This is a genomic window from Rhizobium terrae, assembly GCF_003425685.1.
Taxonomy (GTDB): Bacteria; Pseudomonadota; Alphaproteobacteria; order Rhizobiales; family Rhizobiaceae; genus Neorhizobium; species Neorhizobium terrae.
On sequence record NZ_QJKM01000029.1, the window covers coordinates 14,999 to 36,357 of the forward strand.

The window sequence follows — 21,359 nt, forward strand, 5'->3', positions numbered from 1 at the left end:
GGCGGGCGCCACTGCTGCTGCATCATCCGACGGGCCAGTTCGCCGGCGCCTGATCCCCCTCGCCCCGTCCTCCCACGCTCGCATACGATGGGGCTGTCGGAAAGCGCCCCAGGGCATCCCGTGCTCCCCAGGCTGCCGTCGCGATGCAGCGTGGACCGCCCGTGGACCATCCGTGGACCACCTGTCGCGCGAAGATCCGACCATCCTCCTCGACGACGCGATGAAGACCGTCATCCGGGCAGGGCCGCGAATGCGACAACGATACCGGTTCGGGATTGGCGTCGACGCAAGCGGATATCGACCTGATCGTCAGGAGATGAATAGCCTCCACGGGAAGGAAGCTCGACGAGGAGGACGCGAGGAAAACACAAGCTGTCCGGCGGTCGTCCAATCAAGCTGCGTCAGGAGCCGCTCGCAGCCATGCATGATGCGACGCCGGGGAACAGCTGCCGTGGAGGAAGGCGCATTCATGGGTCTTGGATGGCTGCTCCCTGTCCGGACGGCGCAAAGGAAGGCCGACGGCGCATGAGACCCGTGTGCTGGTGCTGCCTGAGCCCCTGGTCCGGGAGTTGATAGGCTGTCCCTCTGGGGGTTGCGAGCGACGGGATCCAATACCTTACTCCTTTTGGAACAGAATGCGCATCGCCGCCCGTAGCACGATGGGTCGCCACCTCCAGCCCCTGGTGTCTCGCTTCCCGACCGGCCTGGCGAAGGTAGGACACGCGGCATGGGCAGCAGCGCAATGACCGTGATCACCCACCGGCTCCTGCTTGGAAACAAACAAGGCTCAGGTGAATGGAAAGTTGATCCGATTAATGTAAATAGACTAGCTTACAGGGACCGTATTCTGTCGCGACCGCCCACGGAAGAAGAAAGCACGAAATCTGCTCATTACCCCAGCGTCTGCTGGCGGATCGCCGCGTGACATTCCGCTATCCACGCCCCCCTTTTCGGCGTGGATGTTTCCCCCCGACGAGCCGGGTAGCGCAGGCTGAACGCTTTTCCTAACATTTGGAAACGCTGCAAAGGAGCGCGCCCTTGTAAGCACGGGCAGCCTTGGCTTTCGACCAGCGCCAGGGAGCTTGAAGCGAGGGATTGGGGGCAGCGGCGGCGGGACTATCTCCCCCGCTGGTGGTCGCAGTTGTCCGTGGGACGTCGCCGGTCTTTGCGAGCTTGGTGGTGTCCCGCCCGCCTCAGGCGCAGCTACAGGCGAAATGGGTACGGTGCTGTCCGGCTCGTCGAGGAGACCCTTGAATTTCCGCCATGACGAGGCGGAGTCACAGTAAGTGTGGGAACTTGTGCTGCTACCGGTACTGAACACGGCGGAGTCTGCGTTGCTACCGGTACTGGACACGTCGGAATTTGTACGGCTCCTGTGAACCTCTGGCCCGAGACTAGTGGTGACTGAGGTGACGCTGGAATTGCCGAGGCTCCCGCTACTCTCGCGTCTCGGGACAGTGGTGACTGAGGAGGATACGCTGCCGTGGCGCGGTCTGGTCCCATCCGCTCTGATGGTGGTGGTCGGGCTGGCGGGTTGCCGAACCGAACCATCGTCCTGTAGCCTGCTGCGGCATTGTCTCTTGTAGTCCCCAATCTCAATGTGAACGTCGGACTTCGCTTGGTCGGACAGGCCTTCGGGGACAAAAGAGGTAACTTCTTCTTCCAAAAAGCCTATGAGGGTCGTTGATGCCTTCTCGGGTTCCTCGTGACATAGTTCGTCCCAGGGCGGGAATTCGGTCGGGTCCTGTGCAAGCTTGACGCAGCTGCATTGGGTGATGGCGAAGCTGAATCCAGGGAGTGAGGGGGAAAGTGACAATCTTGATGTTTTGCATGCCATCCACAGCTGCGTATACGTACGATTGGAGACGTAGACGTCGATCGCGTTTGGGAGAGGATCGAGAGTAGATTCCAAGGGAGCTTCTTCTGGGGTATTGCCATCCTCAAAGACAAGGCGAAGAACCCATCCGTCATATTTTATTACAACAACCTTCATGTTGCCGGTCGGAAGTTGCTGATGCGATGGATGGAGAAGATCTGTCGATGGCGAAATGGCTGACGGCGATGAAGTTCGATAGCCGGGGAGAGAGCGTTATTTCGTCCCGACAGCGATCAGAACCCGGGCATTGATATTCTTTGTCAGATCATGCGTTTCCGGATCGGCTGAAGGTCAACATGCAGCACCGCGTCCAGTGGTTGGCCGTCGAGCCCGGCTGGTCGGCCCCTTTTTGGGGCGCTGGGGAACCCTGAGCGTGCGGGCGGTGGCTGAACGCAACAGGCAAATCACTCATGCTGTCCCCGCGGATGACGGTCTATTTACGCGTACAAGCTGATCCTGTGGACCCCTGCTGGTGACACAGCGCCCCCGGCCGCTAAGATATGGGTCCGGAAGGGACGGTCCCATCCCGCCATGGTAGTGGTGGCGCGATAGCCTGTAGCTCGGGGTCTCAGGCCAGTCAGTCAGCACAGGCAGGCGAGGGTCTACAGGCTTTCACGGCTGTCACGGAGCATCTCAAGGGCGCTAGCACTGAAGCGTCAATTGGGGAGCGGAACTAGAATACAGGGGGCCTGGGGCATTCGTTGTGTGTGGAAATCTCGAGGTCCGGCTGGAACGCACAACCTTTTCCCATTGCTCTCTGCCATCTAGACGCCAATGTAGAGTAGGAAGGTCCTCAGCTGCATCGCCTGCTGTTGTTTCGCTGTCGGTCTCGGATATTAATTTGTCATAGAGCTCAAAAAGCGTCCCGAAACCCGAAAGAAATTCGCCAGGAGTAGTCTCTCCTGTCGGTCCAAGGCGCTCCCATGCCAAGTGCGCCAACTGGTAGGGCCAGCGGCTCCTGAATTCTTCGTGAACGACGGTGCAAAGGATTGTTCCGTTCGCAATGATGATAGCTCCGTCCGCGCCAACGAAGATTTGGTACTGGTATAGATCGGATCGTCTGTTGTTCTGTAGGACTGACTGGAGAACACCAGCTCTAGCCTGACTGAAACGGACATGAAGCTCTGCTACTGCCTCGGATTCCGTTGACCCATCGCTTGAAGATGAACAGTTGAAAGTGGCTCGGAGCAAAAGTCTGGTTCGACAGAACTCAATACTCTTCCACATCGTGTCTCCCTCTTGGGAATCGCGAGGGCCTCGGTGTCTTGGATGAATTGGATGTTGATCGACCTGGCGAGAGTTGGAATTTCCGGACAATGTGACGAGCGGATACGAAGACCGGGAGCTATGTTTTTATTTGCTCATGTGGAGCCATAATCCGGATTGTCCTCACTGGCATACGCGGCGGACAGCGCCACCGGTCGCATGATCCTGGCTTTCCCTTATTCAGGTGGTGCTTGCCCCCAACGAGCGGCGATCATCGCCCGCCACGGAAGGTCTTCTCAGCACTCCCCCCCTGAATGCTCACCGTGGTGATCCAGGCCCGATCGTCCCAGACCGGTGTCCCGTGTGGTCGCGGAAGAGAATGGAATGTGACTGACGGAAATGATCCGTACTCCCGGTGGGCAACGATCAGCGTCGGCGACCAAACCCGCATTTTCCTGACTGCCGAGCAATGCGCTCAAACCGCAACCCTTGCAAGCGACACACCCTTTCGCCTGACAAATATTGTGGCAGCCACCGTAATCAGATGTTTGGGGGAGAATGAACTGGCCGCGTGGGGTGCATCCTTGATCTCGCCGTCCAGCCATGGTTCCCGGAGCAATCAGCATGTGCCGTAGAATGGTCGCCGGGGGCTCCACTTCGCGAGGGTGCAAGGAGCCTATCGCATGCGCCAGGATGGGTCGCCTGCATGCGCTAGACCCCCATCGTAAGATGAATGGTCGATAGTTCGGGGCGGGGAAGCTTCCCGGCTCCCCCAAAGGTTGCACGGCCCGGAGCATCCCCTGTCCCGCATATTAGCTCTCGAACCGTGCTCTGCCAGCTCGGATCAGTGTCTTGTGTTGTGCAATCCTCCTGACCGTGTCGCAGGGAAACGCGGTCTCGATCGGTCGCGAGAAGCTCCGTTTGAGCGTCAATTCCACAGGCAATGCCTCGAGGAATTTTGCAGCGCAGCGCGACATAAAAAATCCAGGCAGCGCCCAGTTCAAATCATTTGGACAGTTGACCCGGGGGATCGGCGCAAGCTCCAAAAATAGGCGGGGGGACTGCAGCCATGGCCCTGACATTCGGGCGGCGAAGCTGCTGCGCGGACGATTGTCCCGACCGTCTGGTACCAGCCGCATGGGAGCCGTGAATAGCCTCGCGTCGATTTCAAAGCCGCGGATCGTCGGAAATCGCACTGTCGACACTGACGCCCACGGGACGGATATTTTGTGACATTCACGTCGAGCTGGCCCGGCGATATGCTGGAGGCAGAAGGATCGATTGAGCTAAAGGTAGGAAATTGGCTTGCGTTTATAGCGCTGCGCGAGATAGTTGTAGTTCTCGACCCAGACACGTTTCCCCTGGTACAGTGCCCTGTGTGCGGCCTGTCGTTGCACATAGAGTAGGGCACTTTCCACGCCTTCCCGCTCGTCGTCCTGAATCTCAAGCTCGCTTTCCAGCAGCAGCATGATGTAGAGCAGCCTCAAGCCCATGTCGTCCTCCCCCAGGAAAACGGGCTTATGGATCAACTTTTGGCATGCGTCCGTCCAATGGTGCCGTCGTGTCACCAGGACATGCTCCTCCCCATTTTCAAAGAGGGAGCAAGCTCTGCGGGCGTAGCGGTAAAGGCCTTCCGGCACGTCTTTCGCAGCGGATAGGTATTCTCTCAGGTGTTTCGGCCACCAAATACGCTGGCCGTCATGCGTCACCAGACAAGTGTAATATCCGCCGAACTCCTTGTCCAAGGGGAGGTGACGGCCCGCCGGGTCGAGCAGTACAATGCCAACCCCGTTTCTGCGGGCACGGTACAGAAGGTTTCCGAACAGTCTTCCGACGTAGTGTTTCGCGTCCACGGCGTTGAGGATGCCGTCGTCGGCAAGAATCAGTACCACCTGTGAAGTCCGGTCAGAACTGCCCTGTCACTGCAAAAGATCACGGCCACCTTTCCCTCGGCAAAGCGCTTGCTCACATCCTTCGATATGACACGCGCCCACGCGCGCCCTTGATCTTCAAGATATGGTGGCAAGAGTATCTCTCTTGTAGGAGACTGCGTCGGCGTCGTCTCGCCGTCGGAATCCTGCGAGATCTCCTGGAGGCGGGCTGGCAGTTGCTTCCTCGTCATGGCGGTGAATGCTGGTCGAAGGAAGGCGTGAGGAAGGACAGGCCGTGAAGGCGCCTCGCATGGCCCAAGGGGATTTAAAGGCGATGCCCCAGACGCACCGGTCCAGTTGCCCCCCGGCGGGTCCGGGGCGATCGTCAGGTGCAGCTTCCGCTAGCGTCTCCTGGTCGGCCAGTGGATCGCGCCATCTGCCTGGGGAACCTGCCTCCACCCGATACGCCCCTGGTCGGCGAATGACCTGCTGCCCAGGCAGGAGCGCCAGCACAGTCCACGCGACGAGGGGGCGGGCGTCCCGCGTCATCACCTATGCGAGCTGCAGGCGGTTCTGCGGCGGGCCATATGGGGAAGGCAATGGGTAAAAATGCATTTCAGCTACCAAAATTCCGACAACAACACGCCTCCACGCCGGCGACCTGTCACCTGCCTTCTGTCACTTCTCACTGTCAGGCAATCTGCGCCATGCGTAACGCCGGCCCGTCAGGCAACTCGATCCTCCAGATACATGACATGGATCTCAAGACGTCCCGCAGGCGTGACCTCCACGAATCTCTTTCCCTTTCTCTTGCCCGTGATGCAATCATCTCATTCAGGAGACGCGACAAAACCATCGAAAATGAATGTCCTCCATCTGCCTTGATCTGCAAAGCGTGGTCGCCGGCCTCCAATGGCGGCTTTCCGAGCGTCTGCGGATACACGATGAAGAAGACCCTGTTCGGGTACGTCGCGCGTAGACCAGCCATTGTCGTCGTAAACAATGCGTCCCGAAGATCCTCGGTCGCGTCGGGTGGATCGGTATACGTAAAATCAAAGTTGAGACCCTCCGCTTGTTGGTCGAAGGAGAAAAAGACCGTCTCGGTATAGGCTTTCGCCAGCATGAGAAGGCCGCCGATTCTATCCATTTCATCGTCTCTCGGTGCTCCGGAGCATGTGAGAACCTCCCGGCCGAGGACGACAATGACGAGCTGGGATCTGGTCAGCCCATGTCATCGCCACGAGGGCCGAGCATCCTACTTTTCCTCCATCTCCAATCCATTGAAGCACGCCTTCGTAGCCATGTGCCGCCGCCTCGTCTGCCGTAGCCGTCTTCTCCATTGCGACGTGTCGGGTTCTCGCTTGCTGCCAGGGGAACAAGGGTCGGCTGGAATGCTGCGGCTCTCCTTTCAGCGGTGTCCGTTCAGATGTTGGCAGGGAGAAAGGGAGGAAATTACAGTGAAGAGGATCGGTCCATGGGCTGGGGTGGGGGCCTCTTTAAACCAGCGCTGAGTGGGGCCTGATCGCCGGTTCAGGGACGGCAGGTTGCCGCTTGGGCGGAATGGCACCGGTTGCCGCGGTGGTTTCCCCATGACCCGACGGGACGGACCCGACAGGCCAGAAATCGGCAGGCCGCCGCCCCGAAGGTTCAGACAAGCCGGGCAATCAGCCGGCCACCGGCCGTTTCATCATGGCGGCACCGGCTCGGACGGCCGTCACGTTTCTGGAAAGAGGTTTGAAGGAAATCCGATGTATTGAAACAGAATGCTGATCTATGTACAATTGATGCAGACGCCCGTTCCTTATGCTGTCCTTCAATCATCTGTTGCCACCCATTCGTCAGGAACTTCCGTGCCTGCAACACTGCTTCCCGATGCTGGAGTAGCTTGACCCGCGTTCTCATCGACCGGCGGGATTGGCTCCGAAACCAGGCGGACCACCTCAGGGCAATACTTGCTTGCGTCGTCATCCCCGCTTACAGCGAATGCCACAGCTCCACGGACTGATCTCAAGGGGGCATTTTCCATGCATTGATGCATCAGAAAGGCGAACCGGCGAGGACCAAACGTGCTTCTGATCTTCAGCGCGATTCGTTCTTCGTCGGTAAGTTCACGGCTGTCGTTAGCCGATGAGAGTGCTGCGGGCTCTCCCCTTCTCTTGAACTTGTGGATCCTAACGATAAACACATCAACGTAGTAGGTGGCCCAATCTACGGGAAGCGTTTCGTCTTCGAGCAGAACAAGGATGATCCGGTTTTTCCTCTTCTTGATTCCAAGGAGCATGTGGGCATGGCTGCCCGGCTCATCGGGGCGATCGAGAGTGTGCATCCCCCACTGGATCGCTAGACACTATGGATTTATTCTCATCAGCTCACAGCTCAGATTGACGGGCGGCCGGACATACATCGCCTTCCTGGATAGCAGCATCACGCTCGTATGCCGGCAGGTGCAATGCCGGAAACTTGATTTTCGGGGCTTCGCACCGATCCTGATCGCCTTCTTCTTTCACAATCCTTACTCCTGCCGGCAAGTGTCCCGGCGGCGGCGGTGGCGGTTGCCCGGAGACCTGACGGCTTTGCGGACGCGACGGCAGACTTTGTAGAAGCGTCAAAAAGCAGTAGATGGGCAAAACTGAGAGCGTCGTAACATCCGCCTTCCCGGACGCGAAAAGCGCGAACTGAATTAACAGAGCGTTCTGAGCCGCCGGACGGGTATCAACCCTGAAATCGTAGGGCAAAAACCACGTATCTGGGCTGAATTTGGAAGGCATCGTCGCTGTGTCCAACCTGGATATGGTAAACCTGCTGACCGTGTGATGGGAGAGGAACGGAAGATCGACGGGGGAGAGGCGAGATATAAATGCTCGCCGTGAGACGTGCGGCTTGTCGGATTTCCGCCTCGAATGCCGCGGCATGCGCTGTCGTGCCAGGGATGCTGGTCTGGCGGCGCCCGTGTTGATCATCCCCCCCGCCCTGTTCGCCGAGACTACAGGGGGTCAGGCCACCTGCGGCGGCCCCTCCTCTGGCGCCAGCCCTGGCCGACATACGAGCCGCAAGAAACCGCACACACGATTGGACGGAGCAAATTGGCGACACACATTTATTGATCCCAATGTGCAAAACTAGACAACAGGATGGGGCAAGCGAGGCAGCGTGGGGCGGGTTGCCGGGCGTCGGGTTTCCAACCATTGGGAGCTGTCAATCGGTGAAATGAGGCGAACCGGGTTACACCGCAGCTTCCTCCCCCTCACCGCCGGTCAGCAATCAGCGACATGCACATGTCAGGAGATGGATTGGAAGGGCGATGGGTAGGGGCGGCTTCGCCATGGGCCGGTCTCGCTTGAGCAGCCGGAGCCGACACGCGGCGTCGTCCTGCAATCGGGATCGTCGGTCACGGGCGGGTGGATCGGGTCTGTCACGGTGATGCTGGGAGGGTTGCCGGGATTGAGTGTCACGCGGTCGCACGTTGCGCGAGGAAATCGTTCAACGTATCTGGCCAGTCCGTCTGAATGAACGAGACGCCAGCCTCGATCAGGGCGCCCCAGACGGCTTGGGGATTTTCGATCGCCTCGCTGTCGCTGAACCCTGGCGCGGAACTGCCGTCGCACGTGTCGACCCATATGGCGATGCCCTCGTTCTTGAACTCCTCCCTGAGTGTCGTGATCTGTCCCAGGTTCTCAAAGCGGAGTTCGCACACTGCCGGCTTCAGCTCGAAGAGACGCACCAGCACGGCACCGATATTGTTCGCTCCCACATCGATCCTCGGCATGCACAGAACGCCAGTGGACATGATCTCGCGGATCTGGCGGAAGTCTTCGTCCGTCTCCAGGTCCGCCCACACACCGACCTGCCGGTCGACTCCCATCTCCTTGGCCAGCGCAATGACATCCAGAATATGCCCCGGGTCCTTGACGTCGAGATGGAGATAAATACCAAGGCGAAGTATCAGCTCGAAGACCTCCCTCAAGCTTGGGATCCTCTCCTGCGTCAACGGATCTCCCTTGCCGCCGTTGCAGTTGAACAATCTGAGCCGAGACAGTTCGTCCATGGTCATGTCCGCAGCAAGTCCGTGGTGCCCGGTCATCCAGTCGATCAAATCGTTATGCAGAAGGAAGAATTCGCCATCTGCGCTCCGCTGGACATCGACCTTCACCACTTTACAGCCGGCATCGGCGGCTTCCTCGATCGCCCGCAAGCTGTTTTCGGGGGCATCTTTCCAAAGGCCGCGATGGGCCACGACCGTGCAGCCCCGTGTCGGATCTTGGACATAGGCAAGATAGCTCTTAACAATTTCGGCAGCGAAGCCTATGCCGTCCCGGCCAGTCGGGATTTCCCTTGCTGAAGGGGCGGCCGTGACGTGCGGAAAGATGAGGCTCATCCGTCACCGAAACACTGCCCCCTTCGGCCAGGCAGCGGTTGCCGTCGGGCCTCGAAGTCGGGCAGCAACGTCGAAGTCGGTGACACGGATTTGCTGGTGTCGCTGTCGAGGCTGTGTCGTGTCGGTGTCTGACGCCGGCCGGCTCCGATGGTGATGCTGTCGTACCGTGAGGCTCAGTCTCCCTCACCGAACCCAGCTCCGCCTCGATCAGGCAGCGGCTGCCGTCGGGCCGCAACGTCAAAGTCGGTGACACGATTTCGGTGTTGTCCCTGTCGAGGCTGTGTCTGAAGTCGGCCGGCTCCGATGGTGACGCTGCCGTACCGAACGCGAGGCTGACTTTCACTTCGCCGAAACACTGCCCCTCGGCCAGGCAGCGGTTGCCGTCGGGCCGCGAAATCGCTCAGGCAGCAAGCAAACGGCGGTGAGGGTTTCGGTCGTGTCGCCGTCGAGGCTGTGTCGTGTCGGTGTCTGAAGTCGGCCGACTCCGATGGTGATGCTGTCGTACCGTGAGGCTCAGTCTCCCTCACCGAACCCAGCTCCGCCTCGATCAGGCAGCGGCTGCCGTCGGGCCGGTCGGGCAGCAATGCGAAAGTCGGTGAGAGGTTTCGGTGGTGTCCCTGTCGAGGCTGTGTCGCGTCGGTGCCTGAAGACGGAAACGAGGCTGCGGCCCTTTTCGTGACCGACAACACAGCCCCAATCAGGTTGGTGCAGGCATGCCGAAAAAAAATCTCGGTGTCGATGTCGGGTTTCGGCGGCTAAAATAGGTTTTAGTGGCTCGTTTTGGTCCGCCTCGCCAGCAGCGGCAATGATGTCCCAGTGAAATGTGGAATAAAAATATCGCCGAGGCGAGGCCATTTGCGCGCCTGATCGGTTTCATCCCCCAACTGACGAATTTAGGCCACCACCGCGATTGTCGGCCCTGCCCCGCCGGCGGGTCAGGCTGAGGGCCCATTGTGCGGGCTGTGTCGGGATGTGCTGGCGTTCGGTGTCGGTCCAACTGACGGGCCCCCGAAAGGGCCAGCGCTTCAGGAGGGGACGAAGTCCACTGGAACCGGCGTTGGGCAGCAGCTGCGATTTATGTACGAGGGGGCGGGCAGTGCAGAACTGTATTTTCCAATTTACATCCTGCCCACTGAAACGGAATTCCCAGTCCTGGGCCCATTCGTTGTTCAGGTCCTTACAGGATCCTCATCGAAGTTTTTTCCATAGCAATTGTAAATCCCTGGGAACCAATGACAGAGAAGGAATTCCATGACCGGACGGCCTGTCAATGAGGGGCCTCAAGGGCAGTGTGCCCTAATCCATGGAACACCCCGGTTCCGCAGCAGAGCCGCAAAATGACTTTTTCTAGGGAGCCAATCTGCGAACCCGGAGACAGAGGAAGCAGGTCATCTGATCGAACGAGGGGGTCATAGCCCCTGGCCCCTGGACGGAAAAAGATCTACGGCGCGTGCCGGTTTCGCTTCCCCGGTCTCTCGCCGGGCCAGGTCGGCCTCTGTCGGCCAGCGAGGCGCCTCACCGAGGGCCCGGCATGTTCTTCAACTGAAGGACCTTCTTTCTGCCTGCGGGCGCCTGGCGCCATCTGTCCAGCCTTTAGGGGGATTTGAAATTAGAAACCTGGAACCGCCGTATCCCGATCAATCACATGCGAAATAACTGCCTGCCCGGTGAGGTTTGCCGGCCAGTTGCCGGGAACGAAAGCCCCGGCAGGCAACCTTCCTGGGGCTGAAGGCACCTGCCGGGGGCCTGGCCTATAGCAGGCATGCTATTCCTGCGATGATTTCTGAAGAGAGAAAGTGTTCGGTTGATCCATGAGCAGTCGGCGACCAGTAAATTGAAGGTGGCGCGAGGCAAGCGCTGCCATTGGTCCATTTCCCTCACGTGGGAGCTCGAAAATCAGAGTGTCCGGCCAGTTGCCTGGAACGAAGGCTCCGGCAGGCAACCGCCCCCTGGAGCTGAAAGCACCTGCCGGGGGTCCGGTGTCCATGGCAGGCATGCTGTTTCTCCAATTACTCTGAACAGGGAAAGTTGTTGGTTGATCCATGAGCAGTCGGCGACCAGTAAATTGCAGGTGGCGCGAGGCAAACGCTGCCATTGGTCCCCTCCATCAATGTTGCTCAGGTGAGTCACCCTCGATTGAGCGGCAATGCAGATCCCTACTGCCGGCCGGCGCAAACACAGTTGCCGCAAAAAACATCTGCGGAAACGGCGCCAGCAGAAAATCAACAATGTTGGCCCCGAAAAGGGTCTCGCGGGAGGCAAGAATACGAAATATTGAGGACCGGGACCGATATTGGCCTCACACCATCGCCTGGGGATCAGCTGCTCTCGGCTAGCGCGGTTCCAAGCCAATGTTTTGGCCTCACGCCTGGTCCTTTCAGCTTCCCATGAACAAGTGGGCATGGCTTCCTGCCCCTATGCGCGGCACCATGCACACAACCAGCAGGAAATCGCTTGCAAAGGCGTGCAATCCCACTGGTTTGCAATCCCACCGATGTGGGAAGCAGGACACCTGCAGGGTTGCAGGCCCCCGCCCCCTGAGTGTCGTGGCGACACCTGCGGGCGCCCGTCTCCTTGTCAGGCGCTCGCTACCCTTGCCGGCCGCGTCGCCCTCCACTTCGGACGCCCGCCGGGCCTGTTGTTTTGGTCAATATTGAAACCGGAACCCATGTCTGGCGAAAGGACCGACCAATAGATGTTTTTGTGCGCGCCCACCTGTTTCCCCTGTGGCGGTCGCCCATCGGTGGTGGTCGGCGACAGTCGGTCCCGGCGCATTGAAGGAGGGTTGTCGATCCATCCCGTCTATTGCCAGGTTGCGGCCCCCCACCGCGCGAAAAAGATCTATTGGCCGGTTTAAGAGAGTTGGCCGCCGGCCGGTGCAATCGTAAGATTATTGATGCAACATCATGAAGTTGCTCATCGAAATCGAACCTTCAGGACTTGCAACCGGCCTATCAGCGCGTGAGGCCACATCCTCACCCGCAGCAATAATCTGATCGCGCGCAGAAATGTTCGGCCCCCCTGCCTGTACTATTCCTGAAAAGGAGAAGCTGGACCTTCAGGAAGCGGCCTGTGATCAGCAATTGGCCGCCGAATTGGCCCTCGTTAGGCAGCAGCGACACTAGTGACGCTCTATGACATCATAGGCCGATGGGCCGATCCGATGCCCGAAATTTGATTGGTCCCCTTACCAAAATACCCTGCAGGACTTGAAACTGGCGAAGTGTAAATATTGCGAAAGGCCAAGATTGGCCCCTTCCCCCTGAGCGCCGCCTTTCAAGAGCGCGGTACGGCCCTCCCCAACGATCGCACAATTGTGTTCTCCTCGTTTCCTTGAGCAACACAACCGTCGCGATGGGGGCATTGTGTCCTACTGTCGAGCGCGCTGGCTTCCTGAACGCGCATAGCGCCTGTCCATTCCCTTCAACGACCAGCACATCGGTGTTCTCGGCGGCCTCGCTCGACAGCGCGCATCTCGGGATGCAGCCACCGTTTTCCTTCTGAGCAGAACACGAGCTCGACGTGGCCGGCCGCGTCTTTTCACCGACGAGTGCGAGGTGCCGACAATTCCCATGCCTTCCCCGTGAGCGCTCCATAACTCCGACCACCGAAATCTCGGCGCCGGAACGAGAGAGGTGGGGAATGGCAGCAGCGGGCGCGCCAAAAGCAGGCCTGACGGACCGGCAGCGACAGATTCTGGCGTTCTTTACCTACGAGACAGCATTGACGGGCATCGGATTGCTCCTGACTATATTTTTCCTGGGGTGGTCTAGCCTGTGGCTGGTATGCACGGCGATCGTGTGCCTATGCATCCTGTCGCTTCTGGGTCATGGCAGCGGCCGGCCGACTTTTCAACGGTCGGAACATAATACTTCCCCGTGGTTGCTGTTCTGGAACCAGTGGAAACAGTTTTTGTGGTACATCGCAGCCTTCTATGTAGTACTAGCCGTTTTCAAGAAGGGGGAAGAAAAATTCGGGCCGGCGGCGTTTGGGATAGGCATCCGCGGACGGTAGCCCTGCGGGCAGGCGGTAATGTCCCGTACATGAGGAATACTGCCTGCCCCGTTCCAGCACAGCGCTCCTTTTTGGCCAGACTACAATCAACCCGGAGTGCCATCCAATTGCCGCGGCCATGCGCGAATGCCTTCCGTGAAGAACCTGAACTCCCCTGTGACAAGACTGAAGATGCCTTCATGATCCGGTCACAGCCTTGCGCGCGCCGCCATCGTCACCCAATAATGGAGCTTCCCCCTCCCCCATCAGGTGTCGAGCCTCGTGCCTGACCGCATTATGGGCAGATCCGCTGGCAAGGCGCGGCGCGTACCGGTCACGTAAAACCACGATCCGTGAAAATCCATTGGTTGATCCTGAGGAAGGATCTCGCGCCCGCGTCTAAATCCTGCGGAGCGCAAAAACCGACCAACCAGGAGGGGGGCTTTGGTCTGTCACTTCCAAAATTCTGTCGCCTGCAGAAGTTTTGCCGATCATTGCCTGAAGCGGAGGAATTGTCGCAGGGGACCGGCGGAGGTGATTGGTCGCTGCTCCCCTGCACGTGGGGGCGGCACACCCTCGGGCACTGCCAAGCTGCGCGCCTTGCCCAATATGGCTAGTCTGCGCGCTAAGGGAGCCTCGCCGAAAACGAGGCAAGCAAAGCGGGGGAATGGTGAGGCCCCAATTTTCCCCTTTAAACCTGCCCGTCCCCCCAAAAACCTTGGAGCCTTCCTCGTCCCTCATTCTCTCCAGCGTCCCGCGCCTCGACCACCCCTCCCGAAAGCCGCCGGCCGCACCGTTTCCCGCAGCCACCCTTCTCCGAATTCCACCGCCGCATCATCCCTCCTCGATAGCGACCACCGCCTCGAAGACGATCGTTGCGGCTGACTTTTCGGCCCGCCGATAATCCCATGCCTCCTCCCGCCCCGTGGCCGCCGGACGCTCGGCAAGGGGAAGATCATGATGGCAAGACGGCAATTCACGGGGAGCGCCCGCTAAGCCTATTGCTCCAGATAAAGCAAACCCTGTCGAGGGTGAGCGGACCTTGCGTGGTCGGAGCGCTCTTCGTGCTGTTGATAGCGAGCATCGGCGTCATGCTCGTCATATCTGACGGTCCGCTCGCAGTCTGGATGGCGGTTTGTCTTCTGCTTTATGTCCTCTTTTCAGTCCTGAACTGGGGGTCGCACACAATCATGCTGGAAACACGTAGTGGGAAGGGCACTGTCGCACAAACCGAGTCCGAGGATCGGCCACTACTACCCCCCGAGGAAGAGCACCATCCCCATACTGCGGGTGAAGTCGGCGACCCTCTGGGAGTTTTTATTTCAAGGTTCACCCCATCTGGTATTGAGGACAGTGTTTGGTTGGAGCAACAAGTTTGGGTTGGGCAATGGTTCTTGCCGCTGGTCAGTTATGCCATGGGCGGCTGTTTTCTCGTCGGCCTTTTCGCCGTTTGGGTCGGGGGTGCCAAATTCTGGCCGGACGGCTGGGACTGGCAATTGCCATACACAAAGTTCTAGCCCTGCGGGCAGGCATTGATGCCCCGGCACACAATCCGGACACTGCCTGCCCTGGACACTTTTCAATAAACCAATGCCACCCAATTATCGTAACCATGTGCAAATGCTCTCCGTGAAGAAACCCGTGCTTCTCACTGTGAAGCTCAGACCGGCCATTGTCCGGCGAGAGCCCCGCGCTGCCACCACGAGGCGTTGGGCAGCAGCACCTGCCTGGCAGGCCCTCGTGCATCGCCCCGCTGAGCGTGCCCAAATGGCTGGTCCCCGCCCGCCTGAGGAAAGCTCTGTCCGGAAACCGGGCGACAAAGCGGGGGTGCTGAAGGCTGCAATTTCCCCTTAAAGCTGCCGCCCCCCTCAAAAAACCTGGGGCCTTTCTCGTCCCTCCTTCTCTCCAGCGCCCCGCGCCTCGACCACCCCTCCCGAAAGGCGACGCCCTGCCGTCCACCGTCTCGAAGACGACCGTTGCGACCCGGCGCTTGCGACCGGCCGACCCGTCTTTCTCATATCCGACGATAGACCAAAGCAATAATGGGTCAGCTTAATCGGCTTGAGGAGGGCCGGAACCCGCTATTTCCGGCTGTTCAACCAAGGGGAAGACCCCGAGCAAAAACCCTGGATAAAATCATGCTGGCAGCAGTGGTGGTTTTATATATTTCAACAGTCGTTACACTGTGGATAAGGGATGAACCTCTTTACTTCATGATGCCTTGCGGCATCTGCATCTGCGCATGCCTCATAGCTTTCGATATATATCACCGCATCACGAGCGGGGAGCGGCAGTGGGATGAGATCTCCTCCCTTCTAGCGGTTTTGGTCATCCTCGCCTTTTTGTTCGCCTGCTTTGTCGTCCTGGACAGCGGAGCGGCCAGGTTTTGGCCACACGGTGGGGATTGGGAAGAGATTGGATGCACCAAAGCCCTGAAGGACCTTGGATATTCCTTTGAGAGATTAGACGAGATCGCCTGCCTCGCTCGACCATAGCCGCCCCAGGACGTATCTCAATAAACCTGGCGCTGTTCAATTGTCGCAGCAACGTGCCAGTGCTCTCCGTGAAGATGTCCGCCGCGCCCGGTGGCCAGGCTCGATAATCGGCCATTGTCGGCGAGAGCCCCGCGCTGCCACCACGAGGCGCTGGGCCGCAGCACCTGTCCTGCGCAGCCCCAGGCAATGCGCAATTGCGCCCCGCCCAAATGACTGGTTCGCGCACCCCCAGGAAAGCCTTGTCGGTAAACAGGGCAGCAAAGCGGGGGCCCTGGCGAGGCCAATTTCCCCTAAAAGCTGCCGCCCCCTCAAAAATCTTGTGGCCTTTCTCGTCCCTCCTTCTCTCCCGCACCCACACTTTTCTCGACACCCCTTCCCGAAATCCGACAGCCGCACCGTCTCCCTCGGCAGCGACGACCCTTGAGTGCGATGAAACGGGACAGCCAGACAGCACCGTTCGGCATTTGCGATACGGCGTAATTTTTCGATCGACCATAGTCCCGCGTCCGCCGTCTCCGCGCTCGACCACAGGTCAGGGGAATAATGGCTGTCGACGATCACGAAGACGGTGTCCCGTTGCTGCCGGGCGACGAACCTAGGGAGGGGCCTGCCGAACAAGAAGACGGTGTGCCGTTGCTGCCGGACGACGAACCTGGGGAGGGCCCTGCCGGACAAACGAGAACCAGCGATAAGCGCGAACTGTTCAGATCGGCACTCCTCCTGTTCGCAACGAACATGCTCGCGAGGTTGGCGGAGATACCAAGCTACGTCTGGGTCTGGGTTTGGATCACCGTGTGCATTGTCCTGATTGCCTACCATTTGCGTGTCGAAAGGGCGAAGGAGGATAGGAAGAAGAACGACGAGACGCAGGAGACGAGTGACACGGCATCGACGGCACTGTCTCAGGAATCTCCCATGTTTGGGCTCGAATTGGTTCTGTACATCCTCTTCGCCGTGTTCATCGAGTGTTGCTCCGTGTTCATTGAAAACACATTTTTCCGCAGGACGGGGAGTGGAAACAACGTGGATGTCAGGTGAGCGCAGCCGCCCCTCGACGCCTGTCAACAAACAGGCTGTTCAATTGTCATGACGTCAAGGAAATCCTGTCCGTGACGGAGCCGGTCGCGCCCGGTGGTCGGGCTCACGCATGGGTCATTTTCGGTGAGGGACGACGATGCCGCCGCCATGGGATCGACCGAGGGATCTACGCCATGCAGCCCCTGTCCATTGCCCATCAAACCCGCCCTTATGACTGATCCGCGCGCGCCCGGGAACGGGCCGTCAAAAACGGGCGACAAACCGGGGAAGGTGAGACCCGATCTCCTTAAAGCTGCCGCCTCTTCCCAAAAAACCGTAGAGCCTTTGTTCCTCATTCCCTCTCACATCCGCAGATTTCAGCTTCCCGCTCGCTTTTTCTCGACCGCCGGTCCTCGAAATTCAGCCACCGTCACACCGTCACATCGTCCCTCGGGTAGCGACGACCGCCCCGGCGCCAGGAGCGCCCGATTTCCAACAGGCAGACCACACTGCCCCTCGACGCACAGGCTGCGCGCGTCCTGCATCGCCGGATTGTCATCAGCCGCGCCGACCGCTTGACGTCACAGGTCCGACGTCCTCTCTGCCGGAATCCGAGATCCCGGCCCCCGGCACGCCATCGCCTTCACGCCCGCTACAGGCCGGCCAGATGTCAGGTTGGAGCGAAGGCGGGAAAGCGGAATGTGGCGGGCTGCTCGGACCCAGAAGGCGCCGGCCTGGTCCTTCTCAATGGGCGAGGAGGTTAGTGGCGGCAGTGGGCCAGCCTTTTGTGGTTCTGCTTCTCCTGTGGGTTTGGCTATTGGGGACGGGGCTTGTGCTCCCGCCGCATAGGCGTCTGTTCATGGTTTGGTTGGGTATGTGCTTCGTCACAACCCTGTTGCTGGTAATCTGCTATTACGGCGCTCCCCATGTCGACAGGGAAGCCGAACACCCGGTCGAGGATATTGAGGTCTTGATTTGGCACGCTTGGTGTTTCCGGACGTTGCTGCCCCCGGTAGCTTTGGCCTGCTGCGCCATGCTGATCGTCGGTCTTGTTCTCGCGTTTTCACGACACGCGAATTTCCCGCCCCCGGGCGCGGGGAGCGGCGACGGGTTTCAACTGGAATAGATGGATAGCCCGGGCAGCGGTGGAAAGAGGTTGCCGGTCCTGTTCCGGCGCGGTTTATTCTTGGGCGATCATAATAGACGGGTGTTTTTCAAAATTTGTCGTAGCCATGTGCTAACCTTCTCCGTGATGAAGCCGGTCGCTTCCGGTGGTAATGCCGAACAATCAATAATTCGCCGATCCGCCGGGAACTCCGCATGAACGGGCGTCCATCCGATAATTGCGGCACTTCTCCGCCCTCGCCGACGATTGGACAGATGCTCATTGGTCCTTATTGGATTGGTCGCCGACAGGATACGGCCCGTCACAGGTTGGGGGAGTGGGGGACAGCCGGTAGCCGATAGGGGGCGAGGGAACGGCTGGGGTCGTCAAATCAGAAGCCGGCAAGGCATTTTTGAGGCTCAAATAGCCGTCCGGCTGACGCACCTGCGGTGAACGTTCCAGTTCCAGTTGAAATTCCGTCGACTTTCAAAGAAGGCAACACTTGGCCCCCCGGCAAGTGTAACTCGGTGAGCCCTGGGGTTTTTGCACTTTGAAAGGCGGCAACGGAGGCTGAGTTTCACCGCCCGGCCTGATGGAGGGTCAGAAAAGCAGGAGGCGGCCACCCTGCAAGGCAAGGCGTCCCGGCCATGTATAAATACCGTGAGAACGCGCGCCTCTCCTGAACGAGGCTCCACGGGCCTACATCCTTTCCATCATCATCAAGCTATCGCTGTCCTGCACTATCCTCTTCCTCTACTCAAACTCTCTTGACGATGGGTAAGCTGCGGGTCGTGCGGAAGGTGGTGACCGGCGCCACGGCTATTTATCTCACAGGCAAAGTCTGGGATATCGGCACAGATGTCTTTGGAATACTTCGGCGCTGTTTCAGCGGAGAAGAAAGCAAAAGCAGCAAAAACAGTCGCAGCAGCGACAAAGATGTCTTTGAACTACTTTGGCACCGTTTCACCGGAGAAAAACGCAAAAGCAGCAGTCGCAGCAGCAAAAACAGTCGCAGCAGCGGCAGCAGCAAATACAGTCACGGCAGCCGGAGCGACAGGCACCCCGAAAGCTACAGAGACAGTCACGGCAAAGGCGACCGCAGGCACAGAAGCAGCTCCTACCCCGACACTCCACCACGACGCGAAAGCCGCCCAGTCCATGGCGGATACCGTCGCGGCCCCCCCAAACGCACCGTAACCTACGTCCACCCGCCGCCCAGAAGACACAGCACACGCTACTACTGAAACCTCAACACTTTTCGCTCGTCTCGAGCCGGCTATGCTCAACGACCGTTTTCATCGCCCGGGCGCCCTCTCTTCTGGCGCTGCGGGCGTCGAGGGTTGCGGCGGCAACTGAAACGAGCTGTGGAGGAAGACACGGCCGCCGGCAGGGGTAGGAAGAGTGGAATTGTCGGGCCGGGCCTGGGAGGATGGGGCGTTCCGGTCTGCTTTCTTGTCTGTGTAGCCGCTGCAAACTGTTTCGGTCTGAATAAACAATCCTTCGCGCTTTACCGACAATATTCTGTTTGAGATGCATACACGAAGGCCGCGAGCCTGGCGGGGTTGCCCGCTTGCGGTGGGGCAGACAGGGGATTGTCGCACGGCCCGCGCATCCGCTCCAGCCATTTGAGCCTCAATCAATGCCGGAGCTTCAAGGCAAGGCGAGCGGCCGTTTTTCCGGGCCACCCTCAGCGAGCGTTGCGGCAGGCAGACGTGTTTTTTCCGGCCTGAACGGCCTTGGCATCGCTCATCGAGCAAAGATCGACCTGTTGACCGAAATCTCCTCTTCCCGAACCTCTGCGCGCCTTGCGAAAGCCGGGCCATGGCCCGTCAGGGGCTGGAGGCGGTGAGGGCTTCCTCGTCAACTCATGGGTTGCACGAGGGGTGAGATGTGCTGGCCGGTCCATGCCGCGTCACAACAACGGCCTGTCAACAGAGCCCGTGATTGCGGCCCAAATTACAATATCGGGTATAAGTTCCCGCTGCTTGTGCTTGTCCTTAAGCGTCTCATGGCGAGTTCGGCATCGCATCTCTCGTTTGCAACGCTCCGGCTCCTCTCCTGATCGTCCTTCGTCTTCGTCGCCACTTCGCCGCCACCATGCCCTCTGAGATGTGCCCCTCGCTGCCCCTCGTTGCCTAAATTGGCGCACAAGCTGAAAGGAAGTGGTGCTCGTGTTCCTGCCGTTATGGTGGGATCGGGGGTGTTCGCCGCTTCCAGGGTCGGAGCTTCAGACGCCCACATCATGTCCGGAACGAACATCGGGGGCACCGGCAAGAAGGGCAAAAAATGAACGCCAACACCTAACACCCTCTCCTCCTGAACGACCTGCCCGCATCGACGATCGATGCCACGACGCTCCCTCACGCACACGTATCTCCTTGGCTCAGTCTCCTTGTCCCAGTCTCGTTGTCTCGTTGTCTCCTTGTCTCAGTCTCCTTGTCTCCTTGCGCCCGGCCCGGCTCACGGCCTTCCACTCCTTCGACTTCGGCACGCACACGAACCCATTCCTGTCTTTCCGCAAGCCTTCACGACGCCCTCGCCTCCGACGCCCCTCGAACGATCTCGCCTCTACGGCCATACGGGTTGAGAAGAGTTATGGCGGATGGATATCATTCCGTTGGGAAGGAAAAATAATCGGGTGGCGGTCACATGGTCATTTGTTCATAGTCTATCGGCATGGTCTCGCTCTCCAGCAATCGAGAACAATATCCTTTCTTTATGGAAATTAAAATGAATTGTGCAGTGCATCAGTATTCTTGATCGTGATTGGGAGCCTCGCAATTGCCATTCCTCACTAATCTTCAGTGATCCTCACTGATCCTCGCTAATCTTCGGTGGTCCTCAGTAATCCTCACTAGTCCTCAGTGATCCTCAATCGCCCCGCCGGACATGGGGACGGCACTGGAAATCTCAGCAACCGTCGCCCCTCACTGCTCTGCACTGTTCCTCACTGATCCTCGCTAATCTTCGGTGGTCCTCAGTGGTCCTCAGTAATCCTCACTAGTCCTCAGTGATCCTCAATCGCCCCGCCGGACATGGGGACGGCACTGGAAATCCCAGCAACCGTCGCCCCTCACCGCTCTGCACTGTTCCTCACTGATCCTCGCTAATCTTCGGTGGTCCTCAGTGATCCTCAGTGATCCTCACTAGTCCTCAGTGATCCTCAATCACCCCGCCGGACACGGGGACGGCACTGGAAACCTTAGCACCCGTCGCCCCTCACTGCCCCTCACCCCTCTGCACTGTTCCTCACTGATCCTCGCTAATCTTCGGTGGTCCTCAGTGGTCCTCAGTAATCCTCACTAGTCCTCAGTGATCCTCAATCGCCCCGCCGGACATGGGGACGGCACTGGAAATTTCAGCAACCGTCGCCCCTCACTGCCCCTCACCGCTCTGCACTGTTCCTCACTGATCCTCACTA

General features: G+C 59.1%; 10 protein-coding genes. 5 read left to right on the plus strand and 5 right to left on the minus strand.

All coding sequences use genetic code 11. The features are described 5' to 3' along the window. Window positions 1-4,368: 4,368 nt before the first annotated feature. From DMO26_RS31280 to DMO26_RS31300, 5 genes are all read right to left on the minus strand, one after another. Entirely contained in the window at window positions 4,369-4,974 is a 606-nt protein-coding gene (locus tag DMO26_RS31280; RefSeq protein ID WP_117196213.1) for a hypothetical protein, read from the minus strand. A gap of 670 nt (window positions 4,975-5,644) precedes the next feature. Further along, the gene (locus DMO26_RS31290; RefSeq protein ID WP_117196215.1) at window positions 5,645-6,100 is read right to left on the minus strand and encodes a hypothetical protein; all 456 of its coding nucleotides are present in this window, start codon (window positions 6,098-6,100) and stop codon (window positions 5,645-5,647) included. A 666-nt stretch (window positions 6,101-6,766) separates the two neighbouring features. Further along, on the minus strand, window positions 6,767-7,279 hold the full coding sequence (locus DMO26_RS31295) for a hypothetical protein (protein WP_117196216.1): 513 nt from the start codon (window positions 7,277-7,279) through the stop codon (window positions 6,767-6,769). A 43-nt stretch (window positions 7,280-7,322) separates the two neighbouring features. Continuing rightward, the gene (locus DMO26_RS33995; protein ID WP_162895144.1) at window positions 7,323-7,721 is read right to left on the minus strand and encodes a hypothetical protein; all 399 of its coding nucleotides are present in this window, start codon (window positions 7,719-7,721) and stop codon (window positions 7,323-7,325) included. A 680-nt stretch (window positions 7,722-8,401) separates the two neighbouring features. Continuing rightward, window positions 8,402-9,328, minus strand: coding sequence for a glycerophosphodiester phosphodiesterase family protein (locus DMO26_RS31300; RefSeq protein ID WP_117196217.1), 927 nt, complete (start codon window positions 9,326-9,328; stop codon window positions 8,402-8,404). 3,642 nt (window positions 9,329-12,970) lie between these two features. Between DMO26_RS31300 and DMO26_RS31305 the strand changes: the two genes are divergently transcribed. The 5 genes from DMO26_RS31305 to DMO26_RS34000 all read left to right on the plus strand — a co-directional run bounded on the left by DMO26_RS31305 (window position 12,971) and on the right by DMO26_RS34000 (window position 19,135). Next, window positions 12,971-13,342 (plus strand): hypothetical protein, encoded by a 372-nt coding sequence (locus DMO26_RS31305; protein WP_117196218.1) that lies wholly within the window; start codon window positions 12,971-12,973, stop codon window positions 13,340-13,342. 1,043 nt (window positions 13,343-14,385) lie between these two features. Beyond that, complete coding sequence (locus DMO26_RS31310; protein ID WP_162895146.1) at window positions 14,386-14,838, plus strand: hypothetical protein; 453 nt, start codon at window positions 14,386-14,388, stop codon at window positions 14,836-14,838. Window positions 14,839-15,459: 621 nt separating this feature from the next. After that, window positions 15,460-15,816, plus strand: coding sequence for a hypothetical protein (locus DMO26_RS31315; protein ID WP_117196220.1), 357 nt, complete (start codon window positions 15,460-15,462; stop codon window positions 15,814-15,816). 543 nt (window positions 15,817-16,359) lie between these two features. After that, entirely contained in the window at window positions 16,360-16,854 is a 495-nt protein-coding gene (locus DMO26_RS31320) for a hypothetical protein (RefSeq protein ID WP_117196221.1), read from the plus strand. Window positions 16,855-18,796: 1,942 nt separating this feature from the next. After that, the gene (locus tag DMO26_RS34000; RefSeq protein ID WP_162895147.1) at window positions 18,797-19,135 is read left to right on the plus strand and encodes a hypothetical protein; all 339 of its coding nucleotides are present in this window, start codon (window positions 18,797-18,799) and stop codon (window positions 19,133-19,135) included. The last annotated feature ends 2,224 nt before the right edge of the window (window positions 19,136-21,359 follow it).

Bases quoted from the DNA above. Each gene is read 5' to 3' on its own strand.
- DMO26_RS31290 (WP_117196215.1), bottom strand. From the start codon at position 6,100: ATGGATAGAATCGGCGGCCTTCTCATGCTGGCGAAAGCCTATACCGAG.
- DMO26_RS31295 (WP_117196216.1), bottom strand. From the start codon at position 7,279: ATGCACACTCTCGATCGCCCCGATGAGCCGGGCAGCCATGCCCACATG.
- DMO26_RS33995 (WP_162895144.1), bottom strand. From the start codon at position 7,721: ATGCCTTCCAAATTCAGCCCAGATACGTGGTTTTTGCCCTACGATTTC.
- DMO26_RS31300 (WP_117196217.1), bottom strand. From the start codon at position 9,328: ATGAGCCTCATCTTTCCGCACGTCACGGCCGCCCCTTCAGCAAGGGAA.
- DMO26_RS31305 (WP_117196218.1), top strand. From the start codon at position 12,971: ATGGCAGCAGCGGGCGCGCCAAAAGCAGGCCTGACGGACCGGCAGCGA.
- DMO26_RS31315 (WP_117196220.1), top strand. From the start codon at position 15,460: ATGCTGGCAGCAGTGGTGGTTTTATATATTTCAACAGTCGTTACACTG.
- DMO26_RS31320 (WP_117196221.1), top strand. From the start codon at position 16,360: ATGGCTGTCGACGATCACGAAGACGGTGTCCCGTTGCTGCCGGGCGAC.
- DMO26_RS34000 (WP_162895147.1), top strand. From the start codon at position 18,797: ATGTCTTTGGAATACTTCGGCGCTGTTTCAGCGGAGAAGAAAGCAAAA.